The sequence below is a fragment of the Staphylococcus sp. FW104-15G4D genome, assembly GCF_058790135.1.
The window spans coordinates 1,043,774-1,059,546 of sequence record NZ_JBYTCH010000001.1; the positions used below are offsets into that span (position 1 = coordinate 1,043,774).

Here is a 15,773-nt window from a genome sequence, read left to right on the forward strand (position 1 = left end):
TTTTGTAATTTTATACAATGTTTTTTCAATCAGTTTATTGATTTACTTTTACCATTGATGGTCTCAAGACGCGATCTTTTAGTTTGTAACCTTTTTGAAGTTCTTGAGTGATTTCCCCCGATTTAAAATCAGGATTATCATCTTGAACCACCGCTTGATGAAGATTAGGGTCAAATTCTTGGCCTTCAGCTTCAATTTCTTCAAGACCATTATCTTTTAAAGCTCTAAGTAAACTTTCATGAACCATTTGGACACCTTTTTGTAGTGATTTAAATGATTCATCATCACCTTCAATTTGTAATGCACGTTCAATATTATCTATTGACGGAAGGATGTCAGTTAAAACACCTTGAGCTTGATAAGTTTTGTTAATTTGATTTTCATTTTGAATTCGACGCTTATAATTTTCAAATTCAGCGTACAATCTTAAATATTTCTCTTCATTATCATTTGCTAGCTTTTCTAATTCTTGAATTTTCTCATCTTTAGGATCTACATCCTCAGCTTGAACTTCTTCCTGAGAATCTTCTTGCAAATGATCTTCTTTTACTTCACTATTGTCAGTATTTTCAACTGAGTCTTGAGAATTATCAACATTTTGAGTTTCTACATTCTCTTCTGAATTAACTTCTTCCTCAGTATTATTCACTGATTGATCTTTTTCTGTCATTTTCTGACCTCCAATACAATTCTAATTACTACCATATTTGGTTGAGTAATTGAATTACATTTTGATAATGCATCGCAGTTGGTCCTATGACCGCAATTTGTCCTTTAAGTGATTCATCAACATGATACTGACTAGTAACTATGGAGATATCACTTAAGCTCTCATCAATTTCCTTTCCTATTCGAACATTGATTTGAGAAGTAGAAATATCATCTAAAAGTTCAGTTATTCTATTTGATTCAATGTACTGCAATATAGGTTGAATCGATGATACGTTAGTTTCGTTTAACGCATCAATAAGTTTAACCTTTCCACCCATGTAAATGCTATTACTTTGATTATTAATATGAATATTAATTAATTCAATCATCTCATTTACTAACTCTTGTTCATCACTAGAATTGACAAAACTTTTAATCTCGTGTTGCATATCTTGGTTATGTTTATTGAAATGGACAGTTAAAAAGTTAGCTATTCTGTTTAGATTGAGATGATTAAGTTGTATTTGAGTTACAACATGAATATTTTCGACATGTCCGGATGAAAAGACCATAACTAATATAACCAAATGACTATTGGCTTGAATCAAATGAATATTATTAATAATATCTTGATTGTGATTTGGACGTACAACCAACGTAGCATATTGAGATTTCATAGATAGTTCATTAGCGAAGTATGTCAATGCTGTAGAAATATCATAGTGATTCTCAATCAATAATTGATTTAAACGTTGAATTTTGTTTTGATTTTGATGAGATGTTTGTTCTAATAAACGATTGACATAATATCTAAAACCTAATTCTGAGGGAGTCCTGCCAGATGAAGTATGCGTCTTCTCAATGAAGTTCATATCTTCAAGCTGTTTCATTTCATTTCTAATAGTTGCTGGGCTTACCTCTAAATTATGTCGGTGAATTAATGTTTTAGAACCAATCGGTTGTCCAAAATCAACATAATCTTCAACAATTGCATTAAGAATGCTTAATTGTCTTTCTGTAATCATGTTTTCACCTCATTAGCACTCTTTTCTCTCAAGTGCTAATTATAATTTATCAAAAAGGTCAAAGTAAGTCAATGTTAAAGCATTAAAATATCAAATTTTTTATACGTTGAGTAAAAAAGCCTCGAAAACCTCATTCCCAATGACTTTACCACGTTCAGTTAATGATATATAACCGCATTTATTTTCTAATAAATTTCTATTTATTAAATCCGTAATTGTTTGACCAAATACCTCTTCAATATTTATACCAAATTTTCTCTTAAATCTCGATATGCTAACACCTTGGTTCATTCTTAAGCCAAGAAACATCTCCTCTTCCATTCTCTCTTCAAAAGTTGGGGTGTTCTTTGTAAGTATAGGTTCCTCATTGTTATAAATAGCTTTAATATAATGATTAACTGGATTGAGATTGGTATATCTTACACCATCCACATAACCACTTGCTCCTGCACCAAAACCATAATATTCTTCATTAAGCCAATAGACTTTGTTATGAGTTGATTCGTGACCTTTTTTCCCGAAATTAGAAATCTCATACTGATTTAAATTAGAATCCTCTAATCGTTTCATCAAATATTGGTACATATCTGCCCCTAAATCCTCATTAGGAAGCTTTAAATGTCCTTTTCTATACATGTTGTAAAATTGAGTTTTTGGTTCAAGAATAAGACCATAGCTCGAAATATGATCAATATCCATTTCTAAAGCTAATTCTAAACTTTGTTTAAAATCTTCTAATGATTGCTGTGGTAAATGATACATTAAATCAAGGCTAATTGAATTAATACCTGCCTTGCGAGCGTTGTTTACAGCGCTATAGATATCATTAGTTTTATGAGTTCGTCCAAGAATTTCTAACAACTCCGGCTTAAACGTTTGTACTCCCATCGAAATTCTATTAACACCATATTTTTTTAAAAGTGCTACTTTCTCATAAGTTAATTCATCGGGATTAGCTTCAAATGAATATTCTCCATGAATAGTAAACGTGTTATTAATAGCTTTTAGTAGTTTTTCAAGTTGTACAATATTCAATGCAGTGGGTGTCCCTCCGCCAACATACATTGTCTCAAGCTTTCTATTATTTTCAACTTGCATTTCTTTAATGAGCGCATCTAAATATTCATCTACTGGCTGCTTATCTATAAAATACTTATTAAAATCACAATAAGTACAGATTCTTACACAAAATGGTATATGTATATAAGCACTTTTAACTGTCAAAAAATCCCCCCATTCACTAACGTAAAAAGAGCGGAAGTGAAATCAATTTCTTTATACAACGATTTCAACATCCCGCTTCAATGTTATTTAAATTATTATAAACTATTCATCTTCCATTTTAAGCACAGCTAGGAAAGCATCTTGAGGAATTTCAACATTTCCTACAGCTTTCATTTTTGCTTTACCTGCTTTTTGTTTTTCTAAAAGCTTACGTTTACGACTAATATCGCCACCATAACATTTAGATAAAACATTTTTACCCATAGATTTAATATTTGTACGGGCTATAATTTTTTGACCTATAGCTGCTTGAACAGGTACTTCGAACTGTTGTCTAGGTATAAGTGTTTTTAATTTTTCAACAAGTGCTTTACCTCTTTCATATGCAAAATCTCTATGGACGATGAAACTTAAGGCATCCACTTTATCTCCATTAAGTAAGATATCCATTTTAACTAGATTACTTTCTTTATTTTCAATGAATTCATAATCAAATGAAGCATAACCTTTAGTATTAGACTTAAGTTGGTCAAAGAAGTCAAACACAACTTCAGATAATGGAATTTCATAAACAATATTTACTCTTATATCATCTAAATAATCCATATTTACAAATTGACCTCGCTTACGTTGGCATAGTTCCATCACTGCACCAACATAATCATTAGGTACCATCATTGTAGCTCTTACAAATGGTTCATAAATATGTTCTATTTTGTCTCTTTCTGGCATCTGAGCTGGATTGTCAACAGTAACTTCAGTTCCATCCTTTAAAATACATTCGTATATAACTGAAGGAGCCGTTGCAATTAATTCAATACCGAATTCTCTCTCAATTCTTTCTTGAATAATTTCCATATGCAACATGCCTAAGAAACCAGTTCTATATCCGAACCCTAATGCTTGTGATGACTCAGGCTCAAAATCGAGTGAAGCATCATTGAGTTGTAATTTTTCTAACGCTTCACGTAAATCATTGTAATCTTTATTATCTATTGGGAATAGACCACAATAAACCATTGGATTCATTTTTTTATAACCTTTGAGTGGCTTATCTGCAGGACGATTAGCTAATGTGATAGTATCACCTACACGTGAATCATCTACATTTTTAATACTTGCAATGATATATCCTACGTCTCCTACTGTTAATTCCTCAACTGGAAGTTGTTTAGGTGTATTAATGCCTACTTCTGTCACTTCAAATTCTTTTCCTGTAGCCATCATTTTAATCTTATCCCCAGCTTTAACTACACCATCAATGATTCTAATAGATGAGATAACGCCTCTATAAGGATCATACTCTGAATCAAATATTAGAGCTTTTAAAGGTGCATCAGGATCTCCATCAGGAGCTGGTACAACTTCTACTATTTTTTCTAAAATTTCTTCTATACCGATATTTGATTTGGCACTAGCGAGTACTACATCATCTTGGTCTAAACCAATAACATCCTCTAATTCTTGTTTAACTCTTTCAGGTTCAGCTGCAGGTAAATCAATTTTGTTAACAACTGGTAATAACTCTAAGTCATTATCAAGAGCTAAATATACATTTGCTAAAGTTTGAGCTTCAATACCTTGAGCGGCATCTACAACTAAAATCGCGCCTTCACATGCAGCTAATGAACGCGACACTTCATATGTAAAGTCGACATGTCCTGGTGTATCTATAAGATGGAAAGTATATGTTTGACCATCTTTAGCATCATATTTCAAACGAACAGCATTTAACTTTATAGTAATACCGCGTTCTCTTTCAAGGTCCATGGAATCAAGTAGTTGATCTTGCATTTCACGTGTTTCAACTGATTTTGTATTTTCAAGGATTCTATCCGCTAACGTTGATTTCCCATGATCTATGTGTGCAATGATAGAGAAATTTCTGATATTTTCTCTTCTATTATAGCGTTCTTGCTTATCCATCTTATCCTTCTCACTTTCATAATATTAACCCGATATATGTATACATCTTTGATATGATAACGTTTTTAGAGGGTAATTGCAAACACTCTATCTAAGATCTTAAGTTTTCATTTTCTATTAATATTTATTTACCCTAACAATTTTAATTATATATAGTTAAAACACACTTTCCAATAGTTAAAGTTACTAAACATGATTAATATTACGCATAAATAAATGATTGCACAAAGGTAAGACATTTGATAAAATATTTCTTGTTGTAATCAAATAAATTTTGATAAGTTAAGCTCACTTTTAGGAGGTGACAGAAATGCCAAACATTAAATCTGCAGTTAAACGTGTTAGAACAACTGAAACAGCTGAAGCACGTAATATCTCTAAAAAGAATGCAATGCGTACAGCAGTTAAACGCGCTAAAACAGCTATCTCTACTGATGCTGAAAACAAAAATGAATTATTAAGTTTTGCAATTAAACAAGTTGATAAAGCTGCTCAAAGCAACTTAATTCACTCAAACAAAGCTGATCGTATTAAATCTCAACTTATGACAGCTAACAAATAATTCAGTTTATTAAAAAAGATCAAGCATAGTGCTTGATCTTTTTTGTTTAATCATTAATCTATAAAGATAAAATTAATAATTCTAAAATTAACTGTTTGTCCATATAAGAAGATTTTAATTTATAATCGGTTTCTGCACATGAATCAATAATGTTTAATAAATCATTTAATTGATAGTATCGTGCTTGGTTTAGAGCAAGTTTCACTCTATACGGATGCGCACTAACTGTCTTCGCAATCTGCTGGCCACTGTACCCTTTTTGTTCTAAAATCTTAGATTGATAATATAATCTATAATTACTAGTTATTAAAGCTAAAAGTTTTATAGGTTCCTCTTTCATAGTAATTAAGTCATTCAATAATTGTATAGCCTTATCTTTTTTTCCTTTTTGAATATATTCAGTTAAAAGAAAAACGTTTTGCTCTAAGCTTCTATTTATAATTTGATTAACATCATCTTTATTAACTGTAGGTCTATCTCCTATATACAGCATAAGTTTCGAAAGCTCCTGTGAAACAATGTTGAAATTAATACCTGTTAGTTCAATAAATAGATTTAAAGCATCTTGTTTAATATCTTTATAATTTTCGTGTAATTTATTTTGAATCCATTTTTTTATTTCTTCTTCAGACATTTGTTCAACTTTTTTGAGTTGCGCATTTTTTTTAAGTGATTTTGTTAATTTTTTACGTTCATCTAACTTATTTTGATAAAGCTCAAAAAGAATCAGATTATCCCCGTCATATTTTTCTATAAATTCTATTAACTGCTCTGGATTATGATTGAGTTCCTTTGCACCTTTTTCACCTGTAAATATGTATGCATTTTTTACTACAATTGCTTTTTTATCAGAAAAAAAAGGCATAGTTAATGTTTCTTCAATGATGGGCGTTAGATCATTTTCATACATATTAAATTTAACGTAGTTAAAATCATCTTTTTCTTGCCCGAGATAATTATTAACTATTTCTGAACTTTTCTTCTCGACAAGCTCAGGTACTTCGCCATAGATAGTTACGATATTGTCGCTCATAAGTGCATCCTTCCTCTATATCTCATACTTTTAAATTATATCATTTTATTGAGTGACTTCTCTAGCGATAGTTTTTAGATGATCTTTAACATTCATCACATTTAAATGGTGTTTATCTAAATTAATCGTCATTTCACCGTTTTGTTGCGTGTCATACACTAAGCTTCCATATCTCTTTAAACGTTCAATAACTTCGTCATTAGGTAATTTATATTTATTATGTTTTCCACTTGAAATCAAACTTAACCTTGGTTGAATTTTCTTAATAAATTCTTCAGAGCTACTTGTTCGACTACCATGATGTCCTACTTTTAAAATATCTATTGTAGGCAAATGATATTTCTTCAATAAAATATCCTCATTGTTTTTAGTGGCATCACCCATGAGTAAAATATTTCTATTGTTATATTTTATTAATGTAATGATTGAATACTCATTTTTATCGGAACTTGAGGATATAAATGTATCGTAAATTTCTAATTCAGTATCATCAATCTTTATTTGAGGTATATTTTTAGCTTCAATTATATTTATCCTTTTTTTCTTGCATTCGTTGTGAACTTGATTTAATAAATGCTTAGGAAAACCATCACTGTTTAATATTAAATTTTTAATTTTAACATGGTCTATGATATAAGGAAGTTCCCCCATATGATCCGCATGTGGATGAGTAATAATTAAATAATCAATCGTAGTAATACCTCTTCGCTTCAAACTTGGGAGAATTTTGTATTTAGCAATATTATGATGTTTAAATTCAAAGTTTTCTTCTCCTTTCCCTCCAGTATCTATTAATACAGTTTTATTTGTATTACTTTTGAAAAGTATGCTATCCCCCTGGCCTACATCAAAAATTGTTAACTCTGCGTTTGAAGGTTTACTCAATGTAGATATTATTATTAAGGTAATTAAAAAGTATATTAGGGATTTAAAAATCTTTTTGTACACTAATAAATAATAAGCAATCAATATATTTATTAACAATATTAGTAGATAAATTTCGCTTAAAGAAGGTATAAACCACTTATAATTATTAAATTTCAAAAAGAAGTGGAGTAATAAATCATGTATTTCATAAATTTTATTCATGTAAACATTTAGAATTTCAAAATTTGATACAATGTGAGTCATAATAAAAAAGCAAATTATTGAAGGAAAAAGTATGAAACTGTAGAAAGGCACAAAAACTAAATTCGAGAGGAAACCAATCCATTGAAATTGATTAAAATGATATGTACTTATAATAATAGAACTATATTGAGCTATACATGTAATGGCTATTATGCTTTGAAATGAAGTTAATTTTTTTAAATAAGGTTGTGATAGTAAAATAAAAAAGCAAATTAAGAAAGAAAATTGAAAACCTATATTATAAACATAACCTGGATTGCTTATAAACATCATAATAAATATGATAGAAATCAAATCAATAGAAGATTTTCTGAATCTTTTAGGAAGGATTAAAACTAATATTGCGATTGAAATTGCTCTTACTGCGCTAGGAACAAAGTCAGTATAAACAGCGTATAGTACTAAAACATTAATAATCATTGTTTTAATAATGACAAGTGGCGTGTTAAATCTCACTAAAAGTTGATGAATGAGAAGTATAATTGCTGCTACATGAGTCCCACTCACTGCTAGTAAATGATATATACCTATATCCTTCACTTTATCTCTATAATCAGCATTGATTAATAATGGATTACCTGTAATCAGTGCTAAAATTCGATTTGGATATTTTACACCTGAATGTTGAATCTTATCGATTATATAGTCTTGATGGAAATAAATGAATTTAAACCTATCATTATAAGTACATGAATTAGTGTGGATTTCATTCAGTGTAATTGATGGAGGAACTTTATCAAACTTGAATTCCCCATTTATACTACAAGTGTGATGTTTGAGGGAGGTAATGTTTGTCTTATTATTGTTATTATAAAAGAAATTATAATTTTTACCTTTATAAACTAATATTCCAGTAATAAAATTATTTTGAACTTTAAGTGTTTTAAATTTTACGTAATCATTAACTTTGGGATTATACATTAGTATGCGTTGTTCATGGTCAACACGTTGGTTATATGTTTGTGTAATATAATTTGAAAAGAAAGGACACACAACAATAAGTATGATTATTGGAAGTTTAAGTTTTTTGATGAAGATTAATAAGATTAAAAGGAAAAATAAAGAGATAGAGATAACTTTGAAATTCATCCAAAGTATCCCTACTAAAAATGATAGTGCTATGTATATCATTGATTACCCCTGTGTTAAATATTGAGCTACATATTCCGGTGTAAATGGAATTTTTTTATATTCAATACCAGATTGATTTAGTAACTTAATCGCATAATTATGATTGTGGTAATCTTCAGCATAATAAATTGTTTTAATCCCTGCTTGAATAATAGATTTAGTACAATTTAAACAAGGGAAATGTGTAACATATATTGTCGCTCCTTCTGTTGAAACGCCTTGTTTAGCACACTGAAGTAATGCATTCATTTCTGCATGAATTGTTCTGATACAATGTCCATCTTCTATTAGGCAACCTTCATCTATGCAGTGAACTTCACCGGCAACTGAACCATTGTAGCCTCCTGCTATAATTCGATTATCTTTAACAATAGTAGCTCCTACAGATAGTCTCTGACATGTTGATCTCAAAGCAAGTAAATGACTTTGAGCCATAAAATATTCTTCCCATTTAATTCGTTCCATGTAAAGGTGCCTCCTTATCTTGAATAACAATCAACATTTATAGCTTAATCATTTATAATTATAAATGCAATCATTGACCAGTTAAACAACAAGATGTTCTTTAAGTTTCTCAAATGTTTTTTCGCCAAATCCTTTAATTTTTTTCAAATCTTCTATATTCTTGAACCCTCCATTTTGCTCTCTATAATTAATTATTTCTCTTGCTTTAGAAGGCCCGACGCCTGGAATGCTTTTTAAATCCGTTTCAGTGGCATTATTCAAATTAATTTGTTTATTTCCCTCATTTTGATTGATATTATTATTTGAAATATTATTTACCGTATTATATTGACTGTGTTCTCCCTTTTTGGGAACATAAATTAGCTTTTGATCTATTAACCTTTCAGATAAGTTTATTTGTGATAAGTCTGCATCCTTATAAGGTTTAGCTTTATTAATTGCATCTATGACTCTTTCAGTGTTTGTCATCTGATAAACATTTGGATGTTCTACTGCGCCTTTAATATCTATAAAAATTTTTTCATTGTTGTTTCCTCTTTGAGATTGTTTTTCTTTTTCATTATTATCTTTGTTAGTTGAACTATATCTCTTAGAATTAACCTGCTTGCTATTAATCTCTTTGTTAAATTCATCCTCTTTGCTATTGTCTTCATAATGATTAAATAGACTTAAAACTACCATTGCTAAAACTACTAGACCTATAATTAAATAAATTTTCCATTTAATAATAAATTCAATATACTTATTACCTTTGTTAAACAAAAAAATCACCCCTTCACACTTAATAACGTATGAACGAGTGATTTTACTTCTATTTATTTCATAATCTATTTTTTTACAACGAAAAATAATCGATCAGCATCTTCTTCTTTTTGATTAAAATCAAAATCGGTGAAAGTTTTAACTTCTTTAAAGCCAGCCTCATTGAGTAACCGTTTATAAACATCTTCTTCATATGTGCGTTGATAATGGGATTCGTCAAAGCGTCGATAACTTCCATTATTTTGAATGAAAAAAGTCATTTCATGATAAACACTTAATGGTTCATTACCTTGAATTGCTTCCCAACCTAAGAAGACATTTTCGGTTTCATCAATATAACTTTGATTATTAAATAAAGTATTCATCTTATGTACAGTATGCACATCAAATAGAAATACTCCATCATCAGTTAAATGCTGGTAAACTTTATTAAAGGTTTCTTTAACTTCTTTACTTGAAGATAAATAATTCAGTGAATCACAAAATATTGTAATGATATTGAATTTTTGGTTCAACTTAAAACTTGTCATATCTCCTTCTAACCATCTAACTTCATTAGATTTTTGATTAGCGATAGTTAACATATCAACACTTAAATCCATTCCGATAACATTGCCTAATGGAACCAACATATGTGTTAAATTTCCTGTACCGCAACCTAAATCTAGAATGTCATTAGATTCTCTCTTTGAAAAGGTTTGAACTATATTGAACCAAGCATCATATGGTTGATCTTGAGTTAGCTGGTCATAGACCATACTCATATCTTCGTATTGACTCATATTTTAATAAGCAACCTGACCATATGACTCATACGGAGCATCTTGATATAATTTCTCGATATTATAATAATTTCGCTCATCCTTATGGAAAATATGAACCACAACATTAGCTAAATCAATTAATACCCATCTTGCGTCGTTATAACCTTCCATACGTTTAACATCAATACCTTGCTCATGAACAGCTTCTTTAACAGCTCTTGCAATGGATTGTACTTGTCGCTCATTGTTACCATGACACACAACAAAGTAATCAGTCATATCGCTGATACCTTGCATATTAAGAGAAATTACATCTTCTGCTTTTTTGTTTTCTGTCGCTTCGACAGCAATATTTAATAATTCTTCTGAACTCATTTAATCATCCTTTATTCTTTCGTCACTATAATTATAATAATTCAAGCATGCAATCGTAGCGCCATATACCGTAATGTCTTTACCGATTAAAAATAAAACTGTTCGCTTAGAAATTTCATAAATTGTTTTATCTAAGCTACCTTGATTGTATGCCATATCTCTAATTTCTTCAACTCCTGGGGTTTTTCTACCAGGTTCAATATAATCAGCAATAAAAATAAGCTTTTCTGTTTTAGTCATTTGCTGACGCCCAGTTGTATGATATTTTATAGCTAGTAAAACCTCTTCATCTTCAATGTGATAATCATGTTCCATGATTGCAGCGCAAACAGGTCCATGTAAGATTTCACTTCCATAACTAAGTAAGTCACTCTCTAATTCACATTGTCTAACAATTTGGTACATTGAACTTAAATCATCATACTTACAATAGTCATGTAAAACACCAGCTAATTCTGCTTTATCTTTATCTCCATCATATATTTCTGCTAATTTTACAGCTGTCTCAGCAACTCTAAGCGAGTGATTATAACGCTTCTCGGGCAACTTTTCTTTCACTAGCTTTTTAGCTTCACTAATTTCCATAAAGTCCTTCCTCCTCAATATAGTCCTCCACTTTATTAGGGACGAGTGCTTGTATAGATTTATGATTTTTAACACGGTCTCGAATCATTGTTGAACTAATATCAATACGAGGTATTTTAACCGATATCATACCAGTTTCGACACTTTGATAATCTGACTCACGATTAACTATAACGAAGGTGATCAACTTTTTTAATTCGTCAATTTTAAACCACTTATCAAGCTGCTCATATTGATCAGTTCCTATTACAAAATAAAATTCATCTTTAGGATTGTTACGCTTTATTTCAGACAACGTGTCAAAAGTATAGCTTTGTCCTTTTCTATCTAATTCACTAGTACAAATTTTTCCAAAACCTAATTCCTCAATGACAAATTCAATCATCTTCATACGATAAGAAGCATCAAGGAAATCTTCATGTTCTTTCAACGGAGCCATGTAACTAGGTAAGAAATAAAATTCATCAGGTTGTAATTCATGGAACACCTCGCTAGCTACCACCATATGAGCGGTATGAATCGGGTTAAATTGACCGCCGTATAATACAATCTTTTTAGACATTAGGGTAAAACGATGTCTTTATTTTCTTGAGATTCTTTATAAAGTACAATCATTGACCCGATTACTTGTACTAATTCACTTTTAGTTGCATGACTAAGTTCATTAGCTAATTCATTTTTATCATCAAAATTATTTTGTAAAACATGTATTTTAATGAGTTCTCTTTTCTCTAAGGTTTCATCAATTTGAGAAATCATATTTTCGTTAATTCCACCTTTACCTATTTGGAAAGTTGGATCAGTATTATGAGCTAAACTACGTAAGTATCTCTTTTGTTTTCCAGTTAACATTATAAATCTCCTTTTAATTTATCTAATACAGTATTTTTCATGATTTGAATATTAGGTTGTTCTCCTGTCCAAATTTTAAAGCTTTCAGCACCTTGATACACAAACATATCTAAACCATTATAAATGGGGTTACCTTTACTTTCAGCTTCTAATAAGATTGGAGTCTTATAAGGAATGTACACTATATCACTTACTAACGTATGAGGAGATAAATTTCTTAGATTTATCACACTATCATTGTTTTTATCCATTCCAGCAGGTGTTGTATTAATAACGATATCAAATTCATCCAAATACTTCTCAGCGTCATTTAGAGAAATAGCATTAATATCTAAATTCCAATCTTCAAATCTTGACATTGTACGATTAGCAATTGTTAATTTAGGTTCAACAAATTTAGTTAATTCGTTAGCAATTCCTTTACTTGCACCACCAGCACCTAAAATGAGTATATAAGCATTCTTTAAATCATCATAAATTTGTTTTAAGCCAGTTACATAACCTATACCATCTGTATTATAGCCTATCCACTTACCATCTCTAATTAAAACAGTATTTACCGCACCAACTGTTTTAGATTGCTCATCTACCTCGTCTAGGTAAGGTATTATCCGCTCTTTATGAGGGATAGTGACATTAAATCCACTAAGTTTCTTTTCAGTAATGGTGTCTCTAAGTAAGTGGAATTCGTCAATAGGAATGTCTAGTGGTTCATAGGTGTAATTTAAACTTAAATTTGAAAAGTTAGCACTATGCATTATAGGTGATAAAGAATGAGAAATCGGATGGCCAATTACTGCAAATTTCATTCTCAACCACTCCCTTTTATAAAATAGAATTTCTTAAAATGACGTCTACATTTTTGGGTACACGCACGATCACTTTTGCACCTTCGTCAATTGTGATAAATCCTAAGCCTGATATCATAACATCACGTTTAGCTTTACCAGTTTCTAATCTAACAGCTTTTACGTCATTTAAATCAAATTGACTTGCGTCATGTGGTGGTGTTAAAAGTGAACCCAATTGATTTTTCCATAATTCATTAGCTTTTTCAGTTTTTGTTCTATGGATATTTAAATCATTGGAGAAGAAACATACTAATGATCTTTTACCTCCAGATACATAATCAATTCTAGCTAAACCACCAAAAAATAATGTCTGTTCTTCATTTAGTTGATATACGCGTTGTTTTATTTCCTTTTTAGGCATAATGGTTTTTAATTCTTTATCAGAGACATAGTTTGTCATTTGATGCTCTTGTATAATACCAGGTGTATCATACATAAACGTAGTTTCATCAAGCGGAATATCAATCATGTCCAAAGTAGTACCTGGAAATCTTGAAGTAGTTACTACATCTTTTTCACCAACACTAATTTCAATTAATTTATTAATTAAAGTAGATTTCCCTACATTAGTCGTACCTACGACATAAACGTCCTCATTATTTCTTACTTGATTAATTGACTGCATCAACTCTTCAATGCCCCAACCTTTATCAGCTGAAATAAGTACAACATCATCGGCTTCTAAGCCGTATTTTCTAGCAGTTTTCTTTAACCACTCTTTTACACGACGCTGATTGATTTGTTTAGGTAGTAGATCAAGTTTGTTTGCAACTAAAATGATTTTTTTATTACCTACAATACGTTTAATTGCATTAATAAATGATCCCTCAAAGTCAAAAACATCCACAACATTAACTACAATACCAGATTTATTAGAAAGACCAGTTAATAAATTTAAGAAATCCTCACTGTCCATCCCAACATCTTGAACTTCATTATAATTTTTTAATCTAAAACATCTTTGACATATAACATCTTCACGGAACATATTATGTTCAGGTACATAGCCTGGAGCATTTTTATCTTCTGATTGTAGTGGAGCGCCACAACCAATACATTTTAGTAATTCACTCAAACACTATTCCTCCCATTTGATATAACCTTTTTTTCTAAAATGATTTAATAAGCGTCTTTCAATTAGACGATTAAATTTAGTCACAAAGCCATCAGTTCTTTTAACTGGAACGACCATAATAGTATATAGTCCATTGCGATTACCACCGAAAACATCTGTAAGCATTTGATCACCAATAACAACAGTTTCTTTAGCTTGTATATTCATTTGTTTAATAGCTTTTATAAAAGCTTTACCCATTGGTTTACGTGCTTTGAATATAAAATCTACTTCTAAATCTTTAGAAAAACTAGATACACGTTTTTCATTATTGTTCGACACAATTGTAATTGTAATACCAAGCTCACGCGCTTTAGAGAACCACTCTTTAATTCTCTCGGTAGGCTCTTTAACGTCCCAACCAACAAGGGTGTTATCTAGGTCTGTAATGATTCCTTTAACTCCCATACTCGCTAATTTTTCTATATCTATATCGAATACAGATTGTACGTATGCATTTGGCATAAATAAATTTTTAATAATACCCATTTTATAAATTCACCTTTACTTTTATAATGATTTAACTAACAATTCAACTGTCTCACTAGAAGAAATCGCAGCTTGACCTAAAAATTCTTCAAATGAAATATCTGCTTCTCCATTAGCTAAATCTGAAACTGCTCTCGTCACAATAAATGGAACGTTAAATTGGAAACATGTTTGTGCAATAGCTGTCGCTTCCATTTCTACTGCCATTGCATCTGGAAATTGTGATTTAATTTTATTTCGTTGTTGAGCACTACCAATAAAACTATCGCCACTAGTAATCATGCCAACTTTACCATTTAGCTGTTGCTGTTTTAATATATCAATTGTTTTTTCTAATAATTTTTCACTAGACTCATAACGCTCTGGCATTTGTGGGATTTGACCATAAGCATAACCAAATGCTGTTGCATCTGCATCATGATAAATGACTTCATTACTAACTAATACGTCACCCACTTTTAAACTCTCATCAAGAGCGCCAGCAGAACCTGTATTAATTACTATATCTGGATTGAATTTTTCAATTAATAAAGTCGTAGATATAGTAGCATTCACTTTACCTATTCCACTTTGAGTTAAAACAATGTCTTTATTATTAAGTGTACCAGTATAGAATTTTACGTGTGCCACACTAATTTCACTTAAGTCGACAATTTTATCTTTGAGTATACCTACTTCTTCTTCCATAGCTCCAATTATGCCTATCATTTCTTTTTACACCTCATTTAAAAAGTCCTAGCACTACGTATTTTATCATATTTTAAAATTCATCACGATAGGATAAGTTAATTATCAATAGGGAGTTAAATAATTAAATTTTTAAGACTTTTTAA

Annotated in this window: 18 protein-coding genes; 1 reads left to right on the top strand and 17 read right to left on the bottom strand. The window is 30.4% G+C overall.

Annotated features, from left to right (window positions below):
• Positions 1 to 34: 34 nt before the first annotated feature.
• The 4 genes from grpE to lepA all read right to left on the bottom strand — a co-directional run bounded on the left by grpE (position 35) and on the right by lepA (position 4,826).
• Complete coding sequence (grpE, locus tag AC3WQX_RS05085; RefSeq protein WP_023350180.1) at positions 35 to 670, bottom strand: nucleotide exchange factor GrpE; 636 nt, start codon at positions 668 to 670, stop codon at positions 35 to 37.
• Between the two features lie 28 nt (positions 671 to 698).
• Positions 699 to 1,676 (bottom strand): heat-inducible transcriptional repressor HrcA, encoded by a 978-nt coding sequence (gene hrcA, locus AC3WQX_RS05090; protein WP_002453364.1) that lies wholly within the window; start codon positions 1,674 to 1,676, stop codon positions 699 to 701.
• A 99-nt stretch (positions 1,677 to 1,775) separates the two neighbouring features.
• Entirely contained in the window at positions 1,776 to 2,900 is a 1,125-nt protein-coding gene (gene hemW / locus AC3WQX_RS05095) for a radical SAM family heme chaperone HemW (RefSeq protein ID WP_002453365.1), read from the bottom strand.
• 102 nt (positions 2,901 to 3,002) lie between these two features.
• On the bottom strand, positions 3,003 to 4,826 hold the full coding sequence (gene lepA / locus AC3WQX_RS05100; protein ID WP_002436542.1) for a translation elongation factor 4: 1,824 nt from the start codon (positions 4,824 to 4,826) through the stop codon (positions 3,003 to 3,005).
• Positions 4,827 to 5,136: 310 nt separating this feature from the next.
• Between lepA and rpsT the strand changes: the two genes are divergently transcribed.
• Positions 5,137 to 5,388 carry a 30S ribosomal protein S20 gene (rpsT, locus tag AC3WQX_RS05105; RefSeq protein WP_002436569.1) on the top strand — a complete coding sequence of 84 codons (252 nt, stop codon included), beginning with the start codon at positions 5,137 to 5,139 and terminating at the stop codon, positions 5,386 to 5,388.
• Between the two features lie 58 nt (positions 5,389 to 5,446).
• Here the strand turns inward: rpsT and holA are convergent, their stop codons facing one another.
• The 13 genes from holA to mtnN form a co-directional block, all read right to left on the bottom strand.
• Positions 5,447 to 6,421: a DNA polymerase III subunit delta gene (gene holA / locus AC3WQX_RS05110; RefSeq protein WP_023350179.1), complete on the bottom strand. Its 975-nt coding sequence runs from the start codon at positions 6,419 to 6,421 to the stop codon at positions 5,447 to 5,449.
• Positions 6,422 to 6,466: 45 nt separating this feature from the next.
• Positions 6,467 to 8,683, bottom strand: coding sequence for a DNA internalization-related competence protein ComEC/Rec2 (locus AC3WQX_RS05115; protein WP_023350178.1), 2,217 nt, complete (start codon positions 8,681 to 8,683; stop codon positions 6,467 to 6,469).
• 3 nt (positions 8,684 to 8,686) lie between these two features.
• On the bottom strand, positions 8,687 to 9,148 hold the full coding sequence (locus AC3WQX_RS05120; protein WP_002436740.1) for a ComE operon protein 2: 462 nt from the start codon (positions 9,146 to 9,148) through the stop codon (positions 8,687 to 8,689).
• 81 nt (positions 9,149 to 9,229) lie between these two features.
• The gene (locus AC3WQX_RS05125) at positions 9,230 to 9,910 is read right to left on the bottom strand and encodes a helix-hairpin-helix domain-containing protein (RefSeq protein ID WP_030064660.1); all 681 of its coding nucleotides are present in this window, start codon (positions 9,908 to 9,910) and stop codon (positions 9,230 to 9,232) included.
• A 65-nt stretch (positions 9,911 to 9,975) separates the two neighbouring features.
• Positions 9,976 to 10,692 (bottom strand): class I SAM-dependent DNA methyltransferase, encoded by a 717-nt coding sequence (locus AC3WQX_RS05130; protein ID WP_023350176.1) that lies wholly within the window; start codon positions 10,690 to 10,692, stop codon positions 9,976 to 9,978.
• A 3-nt stretch (positions 10,693 to 10,695) separates the two neighbouring features.
• Positions 10,696 to 11,049 carry a ribosome silencing factor gene (rsfS, locus tag AC3WQX_RS05135; protein WP_002436550.1) on the bottom strand — a complete coding sequence of 118 codons (354 nt, stop codon included), beginning with the start codon at positions 11,047 to 11,049 and terminating at the stop codon, positions 10,696 to 10,698.
• On the bottom strand, positions 11,050 to 11,634 hold the full coding sequence (yqeK, locus tag AC3WQX_RS05140) for a bis(5'-nucleosyl)-tetraphosphatase (symmetrical) YqeK (protein WP_002436723.1): 585 nt from the start codon (positions 11,632 to 11,634) through the stop codon (positions 11,050 to 11,052).
• A complete protein-coding gene (locus AC3WQX_RS05145; RefSeq protein WP_023350175.1) occupies positions 11,624 to 12,196 on the bottom strand; it encodes a nicotinate-nucleotide adenylyltransferase in 573 nt (190 codons plus the stop codon). The genes yqeK and AC3WQX_RS05145 overlap by 11 nt, the downstream gene beginning before the upstream one ends.
• A complete protein-coding gene (gene yhbY / locus AC3WQX_RS05150; RefSeq protein ID WP_023350174.1) occupies positions 12,196 to 12,486 on the bottom strand; it encodes a ribosome assembly RNA-binding protein YhbY in 291 nt (96 codons plus the stop codon). The genes AC3WQX_RS05145 and yhbY overlap by 1 nt, the downstream gene beginning before the upstream one ends.
• Positions 12,486 to 13,295: a shikimate dehydrogenase gene (aroE, locus tag AC3WQX_RS05155; RefSeq protein ID WP_023350173.1), complete on the bottom strand. Its 810-nt coding sequence runs from the start codon at positions 13,293 to 13,295 to the stop codon at positions 12,486 to 12,488. Before aroE ends, yhbY begins: the two co-directional genes overlap by 1 nt.
• A gap of 16 nt (positions 13,296 to 13,311) precedes the next feature.
• Complete coding sequence (gene yqeH, locus AC3WQX_RS05160) at positions 13,312 to 14,412, bottom strand: ribosome biogenesis GTPase YqeH (protein ID WP_023350172.1); 1,101 nt, start codon at positions 14,410 to 14,412, stop codon at positions 13,312 to 13,314.
• A gap of 3 nt (positions 14,413 to 14,415) precedes the next feature.
• Positions 14,416 to 14,940, bottom strand: coding sequence for a YqeG family HAD IIIA-type phosphatase (locus AC3WQX_RS05165; protein ID WP_023350171.1), 525 nt, complete (start codon positions 14,938 to 14,940; stop codon positions 14,416 to 14,418).
• A gap of 21 nt (positions 14,941 to 14,961) precedes the next feature.
• Positions 14,962 to 15,648 carry a 5'-methylthioadenosine/S-adenosylhomocysteine nucleosidase gene (gene mtnN, locus AC3WQX_RS05170; RefSeq protein WP_023350170.1) on the bottom strand — a complete coding sequence of 229 codons (687 nt, stop codon included), beginning with the start codon at positions 15,646 to 15,648 and terminating at the stop codon, positions 14,962 to 14,964.
• Positions 15,649 to 15,773 lie beyond the last annotated feature (125 nt).

What these genes read in the sequence shown, in the direction of transcription:
- grpE (WP_023350180.1), bottom strand. Translation starts at nt 670, where the DNA reads ATGACAGAAAAAGATCAATCAGTGAATAATACTGAGGAAGAAGTTAAT.
- hrcA (WP_002453364.1), bottom strand. Translation starts at nt 1,676, where the DNA reads ATGATTACAGAAAGACAATTAAGCATTCTTAATGCAATTGTTGAAGAT.
- lepA (WP_002436542.1), bottom strand. Translation starts at nt 4,826, where the DNA reads ATGGATAAGCAAGAACGCTATAATAGAAGAGAAAATATCAGAAATTTC.
- rpsT (WP_002436569.1), top strand. Translation starts at nt 5,137, where the DNA reads ATGCCAAACATTAAATCTGCAGTTAAACGTGTTAGAACAACTGAAACA.
- holA (WP_023350179.1), bottom strand. Translation starts at nt 6,421, where the DNA reads ATGAGCGACAATATCGTAACTATCTATGGCGAAGTACCTGAGCTTGTC.
- AC3WQX_RS05115 (WP_023350178.1), bottom strand. Translation starts at nt 8,683, where the DNA reads ATGATATACATAGCACTATCATTTTTAGTAGGGATACTTTGGATGAAT.
- AC3WQX_RS05120 (WP_002436740.1), bottom strand. Translation starts at nt 9,148, where the DNA reads ATGGAACGAATTAAATGGGAAGAATATTTTATGGCTCAAAGTCATTTA.
- AC3WQX_RS05130 (WP_023350176.1), bottom strand. Translation starts at nt 10,692, where the DNA reads ATGAGTCAATACGAAGATATGAGTATGGTCTATGACCAGCTAACTCAA.
- rsfS (WP_002436550.1), bottom strand. Translation starts at nt 11,049, where the DNA reads ATGAGTTCAGAAGAATTATTAAATATTGCTGTCGAAGCGACAGAAAAC.
- yqeK (WP_002436723.1), bottom strand. Translation starts at nt 11,634, where the DNA reads ATGGAAATTAGTGAAGCTAAAAAGCTAGTGAAAGAAAAGTTGCCCGAG.
- AC3WQX_RS05145 (WP_023350175.1), bottom strand. Translation starts at nt 12,196, where the DNA reads ATGTCTAAAAAGATTGTATTATACGGCGGTCAATTTAACCCGATTCAT.
- yhbY (WP_023350174.1), bottom strand. Translation starts at nt 12,486, where the DNA reads ATGTTAACTGGAAAACAAAAGAGATACTTACGTAGTTTAGCTCATAAT.
- aroE (WP_023350173.1), bottom strand. Translation starts at nt 13,295, where the DNA reads ATGAAATTTGCAGTAATTGGCCATCCGATTTCTCATTCTTTATCACCT.
- AC3WQX_RS05165 (WP_023350171.1), bottom strand. Translation starts at nt 14,940, where the DNA reads ATGGGTATTATTAAAAATTTATTTATGCCAAATGCATACGTACAATCT.
- mtnN (WP_023350170.1), bottom strand. Translation starts at nt 15,648, where the DNA reads ATGATAGGCATAATTGGAGCTATGGAAGAAGAAGTAGGTATACTCAAA.